General features: G+C 57.5%; 16 protein-coding genes. 8 read left to right on the forward strand and 8 right to left on the reverse strand.

Features of this window, described 5'->3' with window-relative positions; genetic code table 11:
- Positions 1-25 precede the first annotated feature (25 nt).
- From ABYM29_RS01120 to ABYM29_RS01130, 3 genes are all read right to left on the reverse strand, one after another.
- Complete coding sequence (locus ABYM29_RS01120) at positions 26-397, reverse strand: hypothetical protein (protein WP_372861049.1); 372 nt, start codon at positions 395-397, stop codon at positions 26-28.
- A 243-nt stretch (positions 398-640) separates the two neighbouring features.
- Positions 641-1,588, reverse strand: a complete 948-nt coding sequence (locus ABYM29_RS01125; protein WP_372861051.1) for a LysR family transcriptional regulator — start codon at positions 1,586-1,588, stop codon at positions 641-643.
- Between the two features lie 154 nt (positions 1,589-1,742).
- A complete protein-coding gene (locus ABYM29_RS01130; RefSeq protein ID WP_372861054.1) occupies positions 1,743-3,929 on the reverse strand; it encodes a malate synthase G in 2,187 nt (728 codons plus the stop codon).
- Between the two features lie 364 nt (positions 3,930-4,293).
- Between ABYM29_RS01130 and ABYM29_RS01135 the strand changes: the two genes are divergently transcribed.
- From ABYM29_RS01135 to aceK, 5 genes are all read left to right on the forward strand, one after another.
- On the forward strand, positions 4,294-5,889 hold the full coding sequence (locus ABYM29_RS01135) for an isocitrate lyase (protein ID WP_372861057.1): 1,596 nt from the start codon (positions 4,294-4,296) through the stop codon (positions 5,887-5,889).
- Positions 5,890-6,119: 230 nt separating this feature from the next.
- The gene (locus ABYM29_RS01140; protein WP_372861060.1) at positions 6,120-6,683 is read left to right on the forward strand and encodes a hypothetical protein; all 564 of its coding nucleotides are present in this window, start codon (positions 6,120-6,122) and stop codon (positions 6,681-6,683) included.
- A gap of 73 nt (positions 6,684-6,756) precedes the next feature.
- A complete protein-coding gene (gene rraA, locus ABYM29_RS01145; protein WP_372861062.1) occupies positions 6,757-7,239 on the forward strand; it encodes a ribonuclease E activity regulator RraA in 483 nt (160 codons plus the stop codon).
- Between the two features lie 55 nt (positions 7,240-7,294).
- The gene (locus ABYM29_RS01150) at positions 7,295-8,329 is read left to right on the forward strand and encodes an LLM class F420-dependent oxidoreductase (RefSeq protein ID WP_372861064.1); all 1,035 of its coding nucleotides are present in this window, start codon (positions 7,295-7,297) and stop codon (positions 8,327-8,329) included.
- 108 nt (positions 8,330-8,437) lie between these two features.
- On the forward strand, positions 8,438-10,168 hold the full coding sequence (gene aceK / locus ABYM29_RS01155; RefSeq protein ID WP_372861067.1) for a bifunctional isocitrate dehydrogenase kinase/phosphatase: 1,731 nt from the start codon (positions 8,438-8,440) through the stop codon (positions 10,166-10,168).
- Between the two features lie 67 nt (positions 10,169-10,235).
- Here the strand turns inward: aceK and dtd are convergent, their stop codons facing one another.
- The 3 genes from dtd to typA all read right to left on the reverse strand — a co-directional run bounded on the left by dtd (position 10,236) and on the right by typA (position 13,589).
- Positions 10,236-10,673, reverse strand: coding sequence for a D-aminoacyl-tRNA deacylase (dtd, locus tag ABYM29_RS01160; RefSeq protein ID WP_372861069.1), 438 nt, complete (start codon positions 10,671-10,673; stop codon positions 10,236-10,238).
- A gap of 45 nt (positions 10,674-10,718) precedes the next feature.
- Positions 10,719-11,696, reverse strand: a complete 978-nt coding sequence (gene pip / locus ABYM29_RS01165) for a prolyl aminopeptidase (protein ID WP_372861071.1) — start codon at positions 11,694-11,696, stop codon at positions 10,719-10,721.
- Positions 11,697-11,780: 84 nt separating this feature from the next.
- Complete coding sequence (gene typA / locus ABYM29_RS01170) at positions 11,781-13,589, reverse strand: translational GTPase TypA (RefSeq protein ID WP_372861074.1); 1,809 nt, start codon at positions 13,587-13,589, stop codon at positions 11,781-11,783.
- Between the two features lie 191 nt (positions 13,590-13,780).
- Here typA and ABYM29_RS01175 point away from each other — a divergent pair, with 191 nt between their 5' ends.
- Together ABYM29_RS01175 and ABYM29_RS01180 are read left to right on the forward strand one after the other, a co-directional pair.
- Positions 13,781-15,115, forward strand: coding sequence for a sodium-dependent transporter (locus tag ABYM29_RS01175; RefSeq protein WP_372861075.1), 1,335 nt, complete (start codon positions 13,781-13,783; stop codon positions 15,113-15,115).
- Positions 15,116-15,150: 35 nt separating this feature from the next.
- Positions 15,151-15,585 (forward strand): hypothetical protein, encoded by a 435-nt coding sequence (locus ABYM29_RS01180; protein ID WP_372861077.1) that lies wholly within the window; start codon positions 15,151-15,153, stop codon positions 15,583-15,585.
- Positions 15,586-15,596: 11 nt separating this feature from the next.
- Here the strand turns inward: ABYM29_RS01180 and ABYM29_RS01185 are convergent, their stop codons facing one another.
- A complete protein-coding gene (locus tag ABYM29_RS01185) occupies positions 15,597-16,016 on the reverse strand; it encodes an acyl-CoA thioesterase (RefSeq protein ID WP_372861078.1) in 420 nt (139 codons plus the stop codon).
- On the reverse strand, positions 16,013-17,467 hold the full coding sequence (thiI, locus tag ABYM29_RS01190) for a tRNA uracil 4-sulfurtransferase ThiI (protein WP_372861080.1): 1,455 nt from the start codon (positions 17,465-17,467) through the stop codon (positions 16,013-16,015). Before thiI ends, ABYM29_RS01185 begins: the two co-directional genes overlap by 4 nt.
- 372 nt (positions 17,468-17,839) lie before the next feature.
- On the opposite strand from thiI, the gene glnA reads away from it, so the two are divergent.
- Positions 17,840-19,246, forward strand: a complete 1,407-nt coding sequence (gene glnA, locus ABYM29_RS01195; RefSeq protein WP_372861081.1) for a glutamate--ammonia ligase — start codon at positions 17,840-17,842, stop codon at positions 19,244-19,246.
- Positions 19,247-19,440 lie beyond the last annotated feature (194 nt).

Here is a 19,440-nt window from a genome sequence, read left to right on the forward strand (position 1 = left end):
GCACGCTTAGCAGCGCCTATGGGGCTTAACCCTGGCCTTGCAGCTGCTCACGCAGCCACTGGCAGGCGCGCTCTCGCTCCGAAAACAGTTCCAGCCGCAGAGCATGTTTGCGAGGCAGCGAACGTATGGTGTCAAAAATCATATCGCTGCGCCGCGAGTGGCGCACGATGGCAATGGCACATAATCCCGGCTCACTGCCAATATCGGCCTGAGCTTCAAACTGCATAGAAAAATCCAGACTGCCGGTCACTAACAGCGCGTAGCGCCGGGGACCACTGCTCGCCAGCCACAGGCGAAGTTCAGCTAGCGCATTTAGGTCAATTTCACTGCCCCGATCGACGACCAGTTCGACGATGTCGCCGTCGCGGCGCACACCGGCATAACTCAACCTCCACATTGCGCCCTCCTGGCCCAAAGCGGCTAGTTTAGGCGGCGCGACTATCAGGAAAAATAAGTAGTTGTCTCTAATCCAAAAATCACCGCCGCAGCCGACCCGGTTTTACGCGCCCCAGAGGGAGGAGCCGCATCATCGCCAAGGGCATGGCTTCAGGGCGTGATCGACGCCCGTCAAAATGCAGGGCCTTGCACCGCCAAACGACGATACCAATGCGCCTTACAAGGCACTGGCGCAATTCTCAGCTTAACCGTGTTCAATCATCTCCTGGCCCATTTCAACAATGCGGCGGCGCAGCCAAATATGGCCGGGATCGTGCTGCAGCAGTGGACTCCAGGCCAACTTGAGCTCAATAGGAATAATCATAAACGGCGGCTTGCGCACCGCCAGACGCGGATCATCGGCGTACAGCTTGGCGACCTGCGTCGGCAGGGTCGCGATCAAATCCGGGTGGCGCGCCAGCAGCGCCGCCACTTGGTAATGGCGGGTAAATACACGGATCTGCCGCTCGTGGCCGACTTCAGCCAGCGCCTCATCCACCCAGCCCAGACGCTGGCTGTCGCGGTGGCTCATACCGCGACCGACCCCCATGCCGGTTTTACTCACCCAGATATGCGGCGCGGCGAGAAAGGCGTCCATATCAAAATTTTCCAGGGCCGAGTTCTCACTGCTCATCAAGCAGGAAAAACTGTCGCGCCACACCGTGGCCTGGTGAAAGGACTGGGGCAGACGGTCAAAGCGGTTGACCGCCATATCAATCTTGCCCTGCTCCAGATCCTGAAAGGTCACATCTGAGGGCGTGAGAATATCCAGGGTAATATTCGGTGCCTCGTCACGCAGCTTGAACAGCAGGCGGGTCAGCAACGTAGACTCAGCATAGTCACTGGCCATGACGCGGAAAACCCGCGTACTTTTAGTGACTTCAAAATCGGAGACCGGCAGCACCGCCTGCTCCACCGAGGACAGAATATTGCGCACCTGCGGCTGCAGTTCCAGCGCCCGCTCGGTGGGCGTCATCCCCTCACTGGTGCGCACCAGCAGAGGGTCGTTGAACAGGTCGCGCAAGCGGCGCAGGCCATTGCTCAGTGCCGGCTGGGTAATCCCCAGTTGCTCGGCGGCCCGCGTGACATTTTTTTCGCGCAACAGCACGTCGAGATAGACCAACAGATTCAGGTCGATACGCGATAGATTCATGGCGCTGATAGCTCCGCTAAATAGTATAATACGGCGTGATTATGGGCAGTTTTTCACCACTTCGCCAGCACAAGGGTTTGTTAGCAGGCAAAAAAAAGGCCCGGTAGAACCGGGCCAAGCCTCACTGACAGGAAATCGTTGAGGACCGAAGTCCTTAAGCGCCGTGCTTCGCTTTGTATTCGATACGGCGGCGGTGCAATACTGGTTCTGTGTAGCCACTGGGTTGCTTGACACCTTCAAAAACCAGCTCGCAAGCGGCCTGGAAAGCCACACTATCGTCAAAGTTGGGCGCCATATTGCGGTAGCTTGCATCGCCGGCATTCTGGCGATCAACAACCGCTGCCATCCGCTGCATAGTTTCCATTACCTGCTCTTCACTGCAGATGCCGTGGCGCAACCAGTTGGCGATGTGCTGACTGGAAATACGCAGTGTCGCGCGGTCTTCCATTAGGCCGACATCGTTAATATCGGGCACTTTTGAGCAGCCCACGCCGGCGTCTATCCAGCGCACCACATAACCGAGGATGCCCTGGGCATTGTTATCCAGTTCGCTCTGGATCTCTTCGGCGCTCCAGTCGGTGTTCTCGGCGACCGGGATTGTCAGAATATCTTCCAAAGCGGCGCGCTGGCGATCAGCCAGCTGCTCTTGCTGGCTGCGCACATTCACTTCGTGGTAGTGCATTACGTGCAGGGTGGCCGCCGTGGGCGAAGGCACCCAGGCACAGTTGGCGCCAGCTTTAGGGTGGCCAATTTTGGCTTCCATCATCTGCGCCATTTCGTCGGGCATGGCCCACATGCCCTTACCGATTTGCGCCTTGCCGCTGAGACCACAGGCCAGACCGATATCGACGTTCCAGTCTTCGTAGGCCTTGATCCAAGCCTGTTGCTTCATGTCCGCCTTGCGGACAAAAGCGCCGGCTTCCATGCTGGTGTGGATTTCATCACCGGTGCGATCCAAAAAGCCGGTATTGATAAAGATCACGCGTTCACTGGCGGCGGCAATACAGGCCTTTAGGTTAACCGTGGTACGGCGCTCCTCATCCATGATGCCTATTTTCAGGGTATTGCGAGCCAGACCCAGAGCGTCTTCAACGCGGCCAAACAGCTCGGCGGCAAAAGCCACTTCTTCGGGGCCGTGCATTTTCGGCTTAACGATGTAAACGCTGCCGGTACGTGAGTTGCTCAGGCTGCCAGTCTTTTTCAAGTCGTGCATGGCCGCCAGTACGGTGACCATGGCGTCCATAATGCCCTCAGGGATTTCGTTGCCCTGTGCATCGATAATCGCGTTATTGGTCATCAGGTGACCGACGTTGCGCACCAGCAGCAAGCTGCGGCCGTGCAGAACTTTTTCGCCGCCGTTGGGCGCGGTGAAGACGCGGTCTTCAGCCATGCGACGGGTCTGCTCTTTGCCACCTTTACTAAAGGTTTCGCTGAGGTTGCCCTTCATCAGGCCCAGCCAGTTGCTGTAGGCCACGCACTTGTCTTCAGCGTCTACCGCGGCAACCGAGTCTTCACAGTCCTGAATGGTGGTCAGGGCAGATTCCAGACAAACATCTTTCACCTGAGCGGCATCGGTTTTGCCAATCGGGTGGCTGCCGTCAATCTGAATATCAATATGCAGGCCGTTGTTAACCAACAGGATATTGCTGGGCGCAGCGGCATCGCCGATATAACCGGCAAATTTTTCCGGCGCTTGCAGACCGGTGCTGGCGCCATTGGCCAGGCTAACAACCAGACTGCCATTTTCTACTTTGTATGCCGTGGCATCGGCGTGGCTGCCTTCAGCCAGGGCAACATGCTTGTCGAGGAAGGCCTTGGCATAAGCGACAACTTTCTCACCGCGAACCGGGTTGTAAGCGCCAGCGCGCTCGGCACCGCCCTCTTCAGAAATCACATCGGTGCCGTACAGGGCATCGTAGAGGCTGCCCCAACGGGCATTGGCAGCGTTCAGGCCAAAGCGGGCATTCATCACCGGCACTACCAGCTGCGGGCCAGCCAGGGTGGCGATCTCTTGGTCGACGTTTTCAGTGGTAATGGCGAAATCGGCAGGCTCGGGCAGCAGATAACCCAGCTCTTCCAGGAAAGCTTTATATGCCGCCATATCCGGCTTACCAGGATTGGCGCGGTGGTAGTCGTCAATCTTGGCCTGAATCTCGTCTCGCTTGGCGAGCAGGGCTTTGTTCTTGGGCGCCAGATCAGCGACAATCGCGGCCAGCGCAGACCAGAACGCATCGGGCTCGACACCGGTACCCGGGGCAACTTGCTCATTCACCAGACGGTACAAGACCTCGGCAATCTGAAGACCACTGTGTTCTACCCGGTTGATTTGCTGCGCGGACATCTGCCACTCCTTCTAGCGTCGGTGAGTCTAAAAACCGCCCTTAATAATAAGAAGCATGAATGTTATCGGCTAACACATGCAAAACAGAGATAACGGCCTAGGTGGACATCCTAGCTACCCGCCAATAATTTCACAAATATATCCACATTATGCTTGTTATTCATTTATTAAATAATGGATGGCCGGCAGGCCCCGCAGCAATATATTAATATAGGAATTGCTTCCACAAGCGAACCAGCACAACACCCCATCAATATTTCCAGTGAAAATACCGAATATAGAGTCTATAAATTAGAAAAATCAATATGCCGCGAGTAAACTAGCCAGCGTTAAACCACCCACTGCAATGAAAAAGGGACCGCATATGTCATCGTTAGAAGCAGACATCCAATCCATCGCCGGACTTAAAGAGCAAGCCGGCAGCCCATGGGATGCTATCAACCCCGAATCTGCCGCGCGCATGCGTGCTCAGAACAAATTCAAAACCGGTCTGGACATTGCCAAGTACACCGCTGGCATCATGCGTCGCGACATGGCCGAGTTCGACAAAGACAAAACCAAGTACACTCAGTCTCTGGGCTGCTGGCACGGTTTTGTTGGTCAGCAAAAGCTGATCTCTATCAAAAAGCACTTCGGCTCAACTGAACGTCGCTACCTCTACCTGTCTGGCTGGATGGTTGCCGCACTGCGCTCTAGCTTCGGTCCTCTGCCCGACCAGTCTATGCACGAAAAAACCGTTGTTGCCGACCTGGTAAGAGAGCTGTACACCTTCCTGCGCCAAGCTGACGCACGCGAGCTGGGCGGTCTGTTCCGCGAGCTGGACGCTGCACGCGAAGCTGGCGACAGCGCCAAAGAAGCTGAAATTCAAAGCAAAATCGACAACCACGAAACCCACGTTGTGCCCATCGTTGCCGACATCGATGCCGGTTTCGGTAACGCTGAAGCGACTTACCTGATGGCCAAGCAAATGATCGAAGCCGGTGCTTGCTGCCTGCAGATCGAAAACCAGGTTGCCGATGAGAAGCAGTGTGGTCACCAGGACGGCAAAGTAACCGTTCCCCACGCCGACTTCCATGCCAAGCTGCGCGCACTGCGTTACGCATTCCTTGAGCTGGGTGTTGATGACGGTGTTATCGTTGCACGTACCGACTCTGAAGGCGCTGGCCTGACTAAAGAGATCGCTGTTGTTCGCGAACCAGGCGACCAGGGTGACGTTTACAACTCCTTCCTGGATTGCGAAGAAGTTTCTCCAGAAGACACTGCTGAAGGTGATGTACTGATCAGCCGCAACGGCAAGCTGGTTCGTCCTAAGCGTCTGCCTTCCGGTCTGTACCAGTTCCGCCAGGGCACTGGCCACGAGCGTTGCGTATTTGACTGCATCGAAGCCATCAACGCTGGCGCTGACCTGCTGTGGATCGAAACTGCCGTACCAACTGTCCACGAAATCAAGGGCATGATGGACGAGATTCGCAAGGTTCACCCTGATGCGAAACTGGTTTACAACAACTCGCCTTCGTTCAACTGGACGCTGAACTTCCGTCAGCAGACTTACGATGCATGGGCGGCTGAAGGCAAAGACGTTTCCGCTTACGACCGCGCCAACCTGATGTCTGCTGAGTACGACGACTCTGAACTGTCTGCTGCGGCTGATGCACGTGTACGTACCTTCCAGGCAGATACTGCCCGCGAAGCAAACGTATTCCACCACCTGATCACTCTGCCGACTTACCACACTACAGCACTGTCTGTAGACAACCTGGCGAAAGAGTACTTCGGTGACAAAGCGATGCTGGGTTACGTTGAAGGCGTACAGCGCAAAGAGATCCGTCAGGGTATCGCCTGCGTTAAGCACCAGAACATGGCTGGCTCCGACCTGGGCGACGACCACAAAGAGTACTACGCAGGTGAAATGGCGCTGAAAGCCGGCGGTGAGAAAAACACCTCTAATCAGTTCGGCTAATCTGAACAAGTGTTAAGCAAAGTGCCCTGCAATTAGCGACACGCAGGGCACAGCGCACTTGCGAACATAAAGGCGACACCTTTAAAAGGGGTCGCCTTTTTTGTGGACAGAATCATCTTAATCAGCGAATCGCAGGCCTTTTAGAGCCCGCCGAGATATTGCTAAGCTGTGCAAAGCTTCCCTAAACTTCTAGATGCCTTCCATCTCAAACCGACTGTGTAACTTCGACTATGACTGACACACCAGATTTTCTTAAAGATGCTAGCGCTTTATTAAGCGAACAGGGCTTTACCACCAGCAGCACTTGGTATCACGGTACCTCTTCGGCTCTGGTTGACGCCATCATGGAACAGGGCTTAAAACGCTCCGGCGACAAGGCACTGAAACAAGCCGCAAAACAAACCATGGCCACTATCGGCAATAGCTATGCCGAATCCATTGAGCCGGTCTTTTTAACGCAGAGCAAAGAGTTAGCTTTTTACTGGGCCGAGCAAACCGTAAGAGAGCGCAGCGTCCGGTTTCAAGGCAAGGAACAGCCGGTTGTACTTGCGGTAACACTTCCTGAAGAATTGAATACCAAAGTTAAACCCGATGTGGGCGCCGCCAGCTTATTGTTAGTCGAAGAGGGCGAGAAATTTATGGCTTATCTGGCAGGTATTTACCAAGCTAACCAGTTCGACGCGCCCGAAATAGACCTGATGAAAGCCGACCGCTTAGAGTACTTAAATAAATTGGGCATGGCGTATTACGATGCGGATATTAGTGCATCATATCTCAATGTAGTCACAGGCTAAGCCCAGACCCAAGCTGAACAATTAATTCCATGCTCAGCGCCAACCCTACCGCTTCGAGCCCCGGAGGAAAATCATGCCCATCTCTACACCCGATCTCTGCGACGAATTCGGCGACGACGTCCGCGTTCTTGAACTGCCCCTACGCCACTACGGTGCCACACGCAATTTTGGCGGCGAAGTAGTCACCGTTAAATGTTTTGAAGACAACTCTCTGGTTGCCGAGCAGGTAAAACAGCCGGGTGAAGGCCGGGTATTAGTCGTTGATGGCGGCGGCTCGGTGCGGCGCTCACTGCTGGGCGACAACCTGGCCGGCGCCGCAGTTAAGAATGGCTGGAGCGGTATTATCATTTACGGCTATTTGCGCGATGTCGAAGAGATAGCACCAATGCCTCTGGGCGTCCTGGCGCTGGGCAGCGTGCCGCGCAAAACGGAAAAACGCAACGAGGGCCAGCTAAATGTTGCCCTGCATTTCGGCGGCACCCACATTCAAGCCGGCGACTATGTTTACGCCGACGACACCGGTGTTATCTTCTCTGCCAAAGCACTGGTAAGCTAAGCCTCAAACCGGGCGCCCCAGGGTGCCCGGCAAACAGAATAACAAGGGGAATACGATGAAACTGGGACTTCTACTAGGTTACTCCGGCAAGCAACTAAAGTTGCCGATGGACGATATCAAACACGCCGAGTCGTTGGGCTTTGACTCTGTCTGGACCGCCGAAGCCTACGGCTCCGATGCCGTCAGCCCGGCGGCATGGATTCTGGCGCAAACTGACAAAATCAAAGTCGGCACCGCCATCATGCAAATGCCGGCGCGCAGCCCTGCGATGACCGCCATGACCGCCATGAGCCTGGACTCACTGTCCGGCGGACGCTTCATCGTCGGCCTTGGCGCCTCCGGCCCACAGGTCGTGGAAGGCTGGCACGGTGTGCCCTACGGCAAACCCGTGACCCGCACCCGCGAATATATCCAGATTATGAAACAGATCTTCGAACGCCAAGGCCCGCTGGAATTTGACGGCAAGATGTACCAGATCCCCAACAAGGGTGAAGGCACTACCGGCCTGGGCAAGGCGCTGAAATCGATTCTGCACGGCGACCCCAATATCCCCATTTACACCGCCTCGATCACCCCCGCCGGCGTTGCGGCCTCGGCGGAAGTGGCCGACGGCGTCTTCCCCGTATGGATGAGTCCCGACAAGTATTCAGTGCTGGAGCCCGCCATTAACAAAGGCCTGGAAAAGAGCGGCCGCACAAAAGCCGACTTTGATGTCGCGCCCTTTGTTGGCGTCATTATGGACGACAACCTCGACGGCTGCCGCCACTTCATCAAGGACTTCCTGTCGCTGTATATCGGCGGCATGGGCGCCAAGGGCAAAAACTTCTACACCGACTACGCCACTCGCATGGGCTACGGCGATGCCGCCGAGAAGGTTCAAGACCTGTACCTGGCGGGCAAAAAAGATGAGGCCCGGGAAGCCGTACCCAACGAGCTGGTCGATGAAGTCGCCCTGGTGGGCCCCGAGGCACGCATCCGCGAGCGCGCCAAAGACTGGAAAGCCGCCAACCAGCGCGGCGAGGTCGGCACCATGATCCTCAACTGCCAGCAGGCCGAGGCCCGCGAAGTGATGGCTGACTGCTTCCTATAGATCGCAAACCGGGAGTATCCCACCCCCGCCGCCCGACTTCGCTTTTACGGCAAAGTCGGGCAAACTCTCCAGCACTGCCCTCGCCGATGTAACAGGACCCGATACGCAATGACCGCCGTCACCCGCCGCCTCGCCATGGCCATACTCAATGGCTTTGACGCCTTTTTCGCCGAGTTTAAAAATATCACTCTCGGCGCCCAGGCCCGCTTTGAGGCCGCCGACTGGCACGGCTCGCAGCGGGCCATGCGCGCCCGACTGGAACTGTGGAAGCAAAAACGCTCCATCGTTGCCGAAGCGGCCTACACCATCACCGGGGGGAGCGTGGAAAACCGCGACCATTGGGAAATTGCCAAGCAAGAGTATGCGGAGCTTATCCAGAACCACGACAACTACGAGATCGCCCAGTCCTTCTTCAATTCGATCTACTGCCACGTATTCAAGCACGAAAAAATCCGCGACCTACATACTTTCGCGACCACCCCGGTCGGCCATCGCGGCCCCATCGACAGCGACTCAATCCTGCGGCGCTACCGCTTCGACGGCAATAACGCCGCCGACATCGTTCGCCAACTGCTCAATAACTGCGAATTCAATATCCCCTGGGAGGACCTCGACCGCGACATCAGCTTCATCATGCATGAAGTCAATCAGCAGCTGATGCCCCGAGTCCCCGAGGGCGGTGACGACATCTGGGTAGAAACCCTGGAGTCACTGTTTTTCCGCAATAAGGCCGCCTACCTGGTCGGCCGGGTCTACAGCGGCAACTTCAGCAAGCCCTTTGTACTGCCCATTCTGCACTCCGAGGAGCGCTCGCTGTTTGTCGACACCCTGCTGCACGACCCCGACGACATCTCGATCCTGTTCAGCTTCAGCCGCAGCTACTTTATGGTCGACGCCTCCATTCCCTCGGAATACGTCGCCTTTCTGCGCCGCTTGATGCCGCACAAAGAAGTGTTTGAACTGTACAACGCCCTGGGCATGCCCAAGCACGGCAAGACTGAGTTCTTTCGCTTTGCCGTCAATGAAACCGTCAACAGCGAAGCACCCTATGTGATCGCGCCGGGCATCAAGGGCATGGTAATGCTGGTATTCACCCGCCCCGATTTCGGCTACGTATACAAAGTCATCAAGGACAAATTCACCCCACCCAAGGAAATGAGCCGGGAACACGTCAAAAAGTGCTACAGCCTGGTAAAACGCTGGGATCGCGGCGGCCGTATGGCCGACACCCAGGAATTCAACAACCTGGCCTTTGACCGCCGCCGCTTCTCCGATGAACTGATGGCCGAACTCTACAAAGAGGCGCCCTCGCTGATCGAAGAACACGGCAATGTGTTGATCCTTAAGCACGTGTATATCGAGCGCAAGATGATTCCGCTCAACCTCTACCTGAAAGACTGCAACGAACAGCAGCTGTACAGCGTGATGGACGAGTATGGCAGCGCCATCAAGCAGCTGGCCGCCGGCAACATCTTCCCCGGCGACATGCTGCTGAAGAACTTCGGCGTTACCCGCCACGGCCGCGTGGTGTTCTACGACTACGACGAAATCTGCCCGCTGACCGACTGCAATTTCCGCAGCCTGCCGGAGCCCAAAACCGAGGAGCAGGCCATGGCCACCCAACCTTGGTACGAGGTGAATCCCGAGGATGTCTTCCCGGAGGAATTCCGGCTGTTTTTCTCGGGCAACCAGCGCGCCAAAAAAGTCTTCGACGAGCTGCACAGCGACCTCTACGACCCGGCATACTGGCGAGAGCTGCAAGACAAGATTCGCGCCGGCTACGTCGCCGACGTATTCCCCTACCGCAAGAAGCAGCGCTTCCAGCAACGACCACACTGAGCCCACAAACAAAAACGGCGCCATCTCGCGCCGTTTTTGCTGCCGCTCTTTCAGCCCACGCGACTCACTACTGCTCCAACAGAAAGGTTACCGGACCGTCGTTGACCAGGCTGATCTGCATGTCGGCGCCAAACTCACCGCTGGCCAGTTTACTGTGCCGCGCCTCCAGCCAGACCAGCGCATGGTCGTAGAGCTGCTTCGCCCGCTGCGGCTCTGCGGCGGTTGAAAACCCAGGCCGGCGCCCCTTGCCGGTCTCGGCAGCCAGCGTAAACTGCGACACCAGTAACAAGCCGCCATCAACATCTCTAAGCGAGCAATTCATGCGCCCTTGCTCGTCAGCAAACACGCGATAGTTCAGCAAGCGCTCCAGTAATTTTTCCAGCACCGACTCATCGTCCGCTTTCTCAATACCGAGAAATACCAGCAACCCCTGGTCAATTTCGCCGATACAACTGCCGTCGACGTCCACACGGGCGCTGCGCACCCGCTGCAATAAGGCTTTCATCGCTTTCCTGTATTACTGTTGATTCGCTGAATCGCCGCGCCGCGCTCAGGCGCCTTCGCCGGAAAACTGCCGCACCAAGACCTCGGCAATCTCATCGGTCGCCTTCACCAAGGCATCACTCATGCTCGGCTCAAACGCCGAGTGACCGGCATCGCGCACCACAAACAACTCGGCACTGGGCCAGCGTTCGTGAAGGCTCACGGCATTGTCCAAAGGGCAAATCATATCGTAGCGGCCGTGAACAATCACCGCCGGAACCTCTGCCAGCGCGGCCATATTGCCCAGCAAGTTATTTTCTTGAAGGTAGGGGTCACTGCGGAAAAAATGATTTTCGATGTGCGACATCGCCACCGCGGTGTGGGTGTCGAGCAAATGCTCCTCAACGTCATGGTTAGGCCGCAATGTAGAGCAGCGCGCCTCCCAGTGACACCAGGCCTTGGCCGCCGACATTTTCGCCAACTCATTATCACCGTGCAGCTGGCGATGGTAGGCGTCTATCCAGCTTTCGTCGGCGCGGCGATTCGCCACCTCGTCAAACTCCTGCCAGTAGTCGGGAAAGATACGGCTCGCCCCACCCTCGCAGTAAAACCAGCGCAGGTCCTCTGGCCTGGCGAGAAAAATCCCCCTCAGCACCATGGCCAGCACCCGCTGGGGGTGGGCCTGGGCATAGGCAAGGCTCAGCGTCGATCCCCAGGAGCCGCCGAACAGCACCCAGTGATGAATACCCAAAAACTCGCGAATGGCTTCAATGTCGTCGATCAGCGCCAACGTGTTGTTGCTCAACAGGCAGGCATGGGGCTCAGAGCGCCCACAGCCGCGCTGATCAAAGAGAATGATGCGATAAATTTCCGGATCAAAAAAACAGCGGGACTTGGGACTACTGCCCGCACCGGGACCACCGTGCACAAACAGCACCGGAATCCCCTCGGGGTTGCCGGATTCTTCAAGATACAGAACGTGCGGGGACTGCACCGCCAGGCGGTGGGTCTGATAGGGTTTGATATCGGGATAGAGTGCCTGCATACCTCGCACCTGGATCGATTAACTACTGATCCTCAGTGTAGCGCAGTAGGGGGCGGGCTGCCGCCCCCAAAGTCCCTTATAGACTTACTTGCCGGCGCGCTTGCGCTCGTTTTCCTTGAGCAACTTCTTGCGCAGGCGAATGCTCTTCGGCGTCACTTCCACCAATTCGTCATCCTCGACAAACTCCAGCGCCTGCTCCAGGGTGTGAACCACCGGCGGAGTCAGGGTCAGCGCTTCATCGGTGCCCGAAGCGCGCACGTTGGTCAGCTGCTTGCCCTTGGTGGGGTTAACCACCAGGTCATTGCCGCGGCTGTGCAGACCGATAATCTGACCTTCGTAGACTTCTTCGGCGTGGCCGAGGAACAAACGGCCGCGATCCTGCAGGTTGAACAGACCGTAGCTCAAGGTCTTGCCCTTCACCATCGACACCATTACGCCGTTTTGGCGTTTGGCCATTTCGCCGCCCTTCACCTCACCGTAGTGATCGAACACGGTGGTCATAATGCCACTGCCCGATGTCAGGGTGAGGAACTGGCCGCGGAAACCAATCAAGCCGCGTGCCGGTGCGATAAACTCCAGCTTAACGCGACCCTTGCCGTCAGGTTCCATATTGGTCATTTCGGCTTTGCGCAGGCCCATCTCTTCCATTACCGAGCCCTGGTGCTGCTCTTCAACGTCGATCACCACCTGCTCGTAAGGCTCTTGCAACACGCCGTCGATTTCTTTTTGTACCACTTCCGGACGCGACACACCCAGCTCAAAGCCTTCGCGGCGCATGGTTTCGATCAGTACTGACAGGTGCAATTCGCCGCGACCTGAGACCTTGAATTTGTCCGGGGTCTCACCCTGCTCAACACGCAGCGCCACGTTGTGGATCAGCTCTTGTTCGAGGCGGTCTTTGATATTACGGGTGGTAATAAACTTGCCTTCCAGACCAGCAAACGGCGAGTCGTTAACCTGGAAGGTCATGCTCACGGTCGGCTCATCAACGGTCAGCGCGGGCAGTGCCTCGGGCTGCGCCGGCGAACAGATCGTGTCGGAAATATTCAGACCTTCAATGCCGGTAATACACACAATGTCGCCGGCCTGCGCCTGCTCGACTTCGACGCGCTCCAGACCGTGATAACCCATCACCGTCAGCACGCGCCCCTTGCGCTGCTTGCCATCGGCACCCACCACAACCACCTGCTCGTTGGGCTTCATGGTGCCGCGGGTAATGCGACCGACACCGATAACGCCCACATAGCTGTTGTAGTCCAGCGCCGAGATCTGCATTTGCAGCGGGCCGTCGACATCAACGTCCGGCGACGGGACTTTATCAACAATCATTTCAAACAGCGGCGTCATATCGTCCGCCAGCTCATCCGCTTCCGGACCGGCAATACCATTGAGGGCCGACGCGTAAATAATCGGGAAGTCCAATTGCTCGTCGGTGGCGCCGAGGCGGTCGAACAGGTCAAACACCTGATCCATAACCCAGTCCGGGCGCGAACCCGGGCGATCCACCTTGTTGACGACAACAATCGGCTTCAAGCCGCGCTCAAAGGCCTTCTGCGTTACAAAGCGCGTCTGTGGCATGGGCCCGTCGACGGCGTCGACCAGCAGCAATACACAATCGACCATCGACAGCACGCGCTCAACCTCACCACCAAAGTCGGCGTGTCCAGGGGTGTCAACGATATTAATGCGGTAGTCGTTCCAGCGAATGGCGGTGTTCTTCGCCAGAATGGTAATGCCGCGCTCTTTCTCCTGATCGTTGGAGTCCATGATGCGCTCGGCATCCTGGTTGCGGCGGTCGAGGGTACCCGACTGGCTCAGCAGTTTATCAACCAGTGTGGTTTTACCGTGGTCAACGTGGGCGATGATGGCGATATTGCGCAGCTTATCAATCATGGAGTGGGGTCGTCGTCGCAGAAATTTGGGCGCGCAGTATACACCAGCGGCGCCGAGATAAGCACAAATCCTCCGCATCATGGGCATATTGCCAGTGTTTAATCCGGCAATTGCCTCGCCGCGCGGCTTGGGGCCCTGCCCCTTTCCCGCTACAATTCGCCAAAAGCCTTTTCCCCCGATGGAATAATAATATGAGCAAAGCCCTGACGGCCCCCGAGGGCGTGACCTGGAAGTCGCGCTGGACATTCATTCTCGCCGCCACCGGTTCAGCCGTAGGACTGGGCAACATTTGGAAATTCCCCTATATCACCGGCGAATATGGCGGCGGCGCCTTTGTGCTGACCTATCTGGCCTGCATCCTGATGATCGGCATTCCGGTGATGATCGCCGAGGTGATGATCGGTCGCGCCGGGCGCAGCAACCCAGCCGACGCCATGAGCCGACTGGCCAAGGAGAGCAAACGCAGCAGTTACTGGGGGCTGGTCGGCGTTGCCGGCGTGCTGTCGGGCCTGATGATCATGATGTTTTACAGCGTAGTCGCCGGCTGGGCGCTGGACTATGTTGCCCAGAGTGCCAGCGGCGCCTACAGCGACCTCGATGCCGAGCAGATCGAGAGCAATTTCGGCCAGTTGCTGGCGAGCAACGGCCAGCAACTGCTGTGGCACAGCGTCTTCTGCCTGCTCACCGCCTCCGTGGTCGCCGCCGGCGTCACCAAGGGCATCGGCAAGGCCGTCGACATCCTGATGCCCATGCTATTTGTCTGCCTGCTGCTGCTGGTCGGCTACAGCGCGATCAACGGCGATTTCGCCGCCGGCCTGCACTTTATGTTCGACACCGATTTTAGCCGGCTCAATGGCGAGGCCATTCTGGTCGCCATGGGCCACGCCTTCTTTACCCTCAGCCTCGGCATGGGCGCCATCATGGCCTACGGCGCCTACTTTCCCGGCCACTCCTCCATCGGCAAAACCGTGCTGACCATCGCCGCACTGGACACCGTCATCGCCCTGCTGGCCGGTATGGCAATGTTCCCGCTGGTGTTTGCCAACGACCTGGTGCCCGGCCAGGGCCCCGGCCTGATGTTTGTCACCCTGCCCATCGCCTTTTCAAACATGAGCGGCGGCCTGTTTTTCGGCACCTTATTTTTCACTCTGGTCAGCATCGCCGCGCTCAGCTCCTCGATCTCGCTGATCGAACCCGGCGTCGCCTGGCTGGAAAGGCACGGCTTTAATCGCCCGCTCGCCACCTTTGGCCTGGCCGGAACGGCCTGGCTGGGCGGCATTGCCAGCATTCACTACGAGGCGGTCTTTAACGCCCTGGACTACCTCACCGCCAATGTCATGCTGCCCCTTGGCGGCCTGCTGATTGCGATCTTTGTCGGCTGGCAAATGCCCGCGCCGCGAGTACTGGACGAAACCGGCATCGTCAGCAGCAGAGTGTTTAGCGCCTGGCGCTTCCTGTTGCGTTACATTGCCCCGCTGGGCATTATCGCCGTCTTTCTCCACAGCCTCGGCCTGCTCACCTGGTAACTTGCCGGGCCGACAACAGCGATTAAGGAAGGACCGTGAACAACACCCTGCTGCGCGTTTTTATTATCGGCGGCCTTGTGCTCTTTGGCAGCCTCTACTACTACAGCGGCGAAGTTGAAGACAGCTATCGCGAGCCGGCGCGCAACTATCTGCAGCGCGCCCTGCTGAACATTTCCAGCTGGCAGGCCAGCGCACTGAAAACCGAGCTGAGCCGCCAGACCCTCGCCCATGTCAGCGACGCCCAATTGAGCTCACTGGTTGAGCAGTACCGCCACCTGGGCCGCTACCAGCGCATGGACGAACTGCGCTTTTCACGGCTCAGCGGCGCCCTGTCGCTGTTTGCCGAGGCGCCACGACTGAGTTACAGCAGCAAGATTTATTTCGAGAAGGGCGCGGCCATTATGACCGCCACACTGACCCTGCAAGACCAGCGCTTAAAACTCTATAACTTTAATCTGGCCACCCCCTAGGGCAGCCATCGCTAAGACAGCAACAGCGCCCGCTGCAGAATATCGCGCGCGGCGCCGGCAATGGCCTGCGAGCGGTGCTCGGCATCGACATGCACCAGCGTTGCCTCCCCCTCCGCCACCAGCTGCTCACCGTCCTCGCTGTACAGCGCCTGACGCAGACTGAAGCTGCTATTACCCAGACGAGACACCCAGGCGCGGGCGCGCAGCGCCTTGCCGTGGCGCCACTCGCGGCGATAATTCAAACCGATCGCGGCGATCACCAGGCGAAAGCCACCTACCGCCGCCATCGCCTCGCTGCGCAACCAGCGCACCCGCGCCTCCTCAAGATAGGAGAAATAGCTGACATGGTTGATATGTCCGAGACTGTCCTGGTCGGCCCAGCGCGGCTCGATCAGCACATCGAATAATGGCTCTGCGCTAACCCCACTCATGACGGCCGGTACACCTTAATATTCGTGTAGCCCTGATCCAGCAGGTGCGCCGCGTGCAGGCGACTCATCACCCCCTTGTCGCAATACAGCTGATAAACCGTATTGCTGTCCAGCTCGCTGCAGCGCTTGTGCAACTCGTAAAACGGCAGGCACTGCACTGCATTGCGCTCCAGCTTGAGCGGCTGGCGGTCGACTTCATCGGGGTGGCGCACGTCCAGAATCACCGCCTCGGCCAGCGGAATCGGCAGCACCTCAACATCGGTATGACTGACCTCCTCGTCGGCCAGCTGATCGATATTGCTGTAACGGGCCGCGGCAATGGCTCGCTCCAACACGGCAAAATCAAACTTCGCCTCCTCGTGGGCAATGCGCTCGGGGCGCGCCCGCGTGGTCGGCTTCACCGAGATCACCCCGCAGTACTCCGGCATATTGGCGGCAAACTGCTCGGTGCCAATGCGCGCAGCGGTGTTAATGATATCCAGCTTGTCGGCGGTAATCAGCGGTCTCAGCACCAGGGTATCGGTCACCTGGTCGATGATCGACAAATTGGTCAGCGTCTGGCTGCTGACCTGCGACACCGCCTCACCGGTCACCAGCGCCGGCGACTCCAGCTCGGCCGCCACGCGCTCGGCGGCGCGCAGCATCATGCGCTTGAGCACCACCCCCATCTGCGAATTGTCGACATTCTTAAGGATCTCGGCCACCACATCCTCGAAGGGCACAGTGATAAACTTCACCCGGTGCGAGGCGCCAAACTTCTGCCACAGGTACAGCGCCACCTCTTTTACACCCACCTCGTGCTCGCGACCGCCGAGATTAAAGAAGCAAAAGTGGGTGCGCATGCCGCGCTTCATGGTCATGTAACTGGACACCGTGGAATCAAAGCCGCCGGAGATCAAGCTGACCACCGAGTCCACTGTACCAATGGGGTAGCCCCCCAGCCCCTCGTGGCGCCGCTTCACCACGCAAAACTGGTCGTGGCGCACCTCAATGCGCACCACCTCATCCGGGTTCTTAAGCTTGACCCCCGCCGAGGGCACATGCTGATTCAGACCGCCGCCGACATAGCGCTCCACCTCGCCCGAATTGAAATCGTGGCTGCCGGTGCGCTTGCAGCGCACCGCAAAGGTCTTGCCCTGCAGGCTGTCGCCCACCGCCTCGCGGGTCTTCTCATAAATGTCGTGGACATCGACCAGCGGGTACTCCGCCACCTCGATCACATGGGCAATGCCCGGCGTATTGCGCAGCACCGCCAGCATGGCCGCCACCGACGCCTCATCGTCGCAACGCGTGTCAATGGTAATGCGATCCCACTCGCGCAGAATCTCCAACTCGGGATCAATCGGCCGCAACAGCTTGCGCAAATTATCCCGCAGCTGCTTAATAAACTTCTTGCGAACCGGCTTGCTCTTGATAATGATTTCGGGAAAGAGCTTAACGACAAACTTCATTTCAATACCGCGGCGATGACTGGGCGGGCATTATACCGTGACAGCGGCTGCGCTTCAGCCATGCCTAACGCACCAAAATAATGCAGCAAAGCACCATATTGGTGCTAACATGCATCATAAGCGCGCCCTCTCGGGGCAAAAACCCTCGCAGCGGCAAATATTGCGCAAAAAACCAGCACAAAAATATGGCATGCATATTGCTCTAGTGTTCCCGAACAGCAACTGCCGGGCCACCGCCCTGCAAAGCAAATGTGCGTTTACTTTCGGTTCACTGCAGATGCGGCTATGCGGCACCTCGCAATGAACCTATAATCGCCACTGCCTCGGCTCAGCCGAATCGACTACAAGACTCTATATTGGAGGATGTTAAGAATGTCAGAGAATACTCTGAAGTTAATCGCCGATAATGACGTGAAGTGGGCGGACCTGCGCTTCACCGACACTAAAGGTAAGGAACAGCACGTCACCATGCCGGTGGGCGAAATCGACGCAGGCTTCTTTGAAGAAGGCAAAATGTTCGACGGCTCATCCATCGCTGGCTGGAAAGGCATTAACGAGTCAGACATGATCCTCATGCCAGACGACGAGGCCTCTGTACTGGACCCGTTCACCGACGAGCCCACTGTTATCATCCGCTGCGGCATCGTTGAGCCTTCTACCATGCAGGGCTACAACCGCGACCCGCGCTCTATCGCTCAGCGCGCCGAAGACTACATGCGCTCTGCCGGCATCGCCGACGGCGCCCTGTTTGGCCCCGAGCCCGAGTTCTTTGTATTTGACGACGTCAAATGGAAAGTCGCAATGGAAGGCGCCAGCTACGCCATCTCTTCTGACGAAGCGGCCTGGGTATCTGGCAACAACTTCGAAGAAGGCAACACTGGCCACCGTCCAGGCGTCAAAGGTGGTTACTTCCCCGTACCGCCAGTCGACAGCCTGCACGACCTGCGTGGCGCCATGTGTAACGCCATGGACGACATGGGTCTGGAAATTGAAGTACACCACCACGAAGTCGGCACTGCCGGTCAGTGTGAAATCGGTGTTGGCCCGAACTCTGCCGTTAAAAAAGCCGACGAAGTACAGATTCTCAAGTACTGTGTCCACAACGTCGCTCACGCCTACGGCAAAACTGCGACTTTCATGCCCAAGCCTATCGTTGGCGACAACGGCAGCGGCATGCACGTACACATGTCTCTGAGCAAAGACGGCCAGAACCTGTTCACCGGTGACGCTTACGGCGGCCTGTCTGAAACTGCCCTGTACTACATCGGCGGTATCATCAAGCACGCTCGCGCCATCAACGCCTTCACCAACGCTTCTACCAACTCGTACAAGCGCCTGGTTCCCGGCTTTGAAGCCCCGGTTATGCTGGCATACTCTGCTCGCAACCGTTCAGCCTCTATCCGCATCCCCTTCATCAGCAACCCGAAGGCACGTCGCGTAGAAGTTCGCTTCCCAGATCCCTCTGCGAACCCCTACCTGGCCTTTGCCGCCCTGCTGATGGCTGGCCTTGACGGCATCCAGAACAAGATCCACCCCGGCGATGCCGCCGACAAGGATCTGTACGACCTGCCCGCAGAAGAAGCAGCAAACATCCCAACTGTTGCCTCTAGCCTCGAGCAAGCTCTGCAGGCTCTGGACGCAGACCGCGCCTTCTTGACCGCTGGCGGCGTATTCGACGACGACATGATCGACGCTTACATCGAGCTGAAATCACAAGAAATCGAGCGCCTGAACATGACAACTCACCCCGTTGAGTTCGACATGTACTACAGCGTATAAGGCTCCGGCCGCGCGAAAAGCCCGCTTCGGCGGGCTTTTTTTTCATCGTAAATTGGCATGTAAAAATGGGAGGCGAAGCGGTTAGCTTTGAGTTCGCCATAACGAACCCGCTCGAAAGGTCATCAAGCAAAGTCGCCGGCTGCCGGGATAACGACTACCTCATGGCGATAAACGCTGCGCTCAACGGTACAGCG

The organism is Spongiibacter sp., from assembly GCF_041602295.1.
In the GTDB taxonomy this organism is placed as follows: domain Bacteria; phylum Pseudomonadota; class Gammaproteobacteria; order Pseudomonadales; family Spongiibacteraceae; genus Spongiibacter.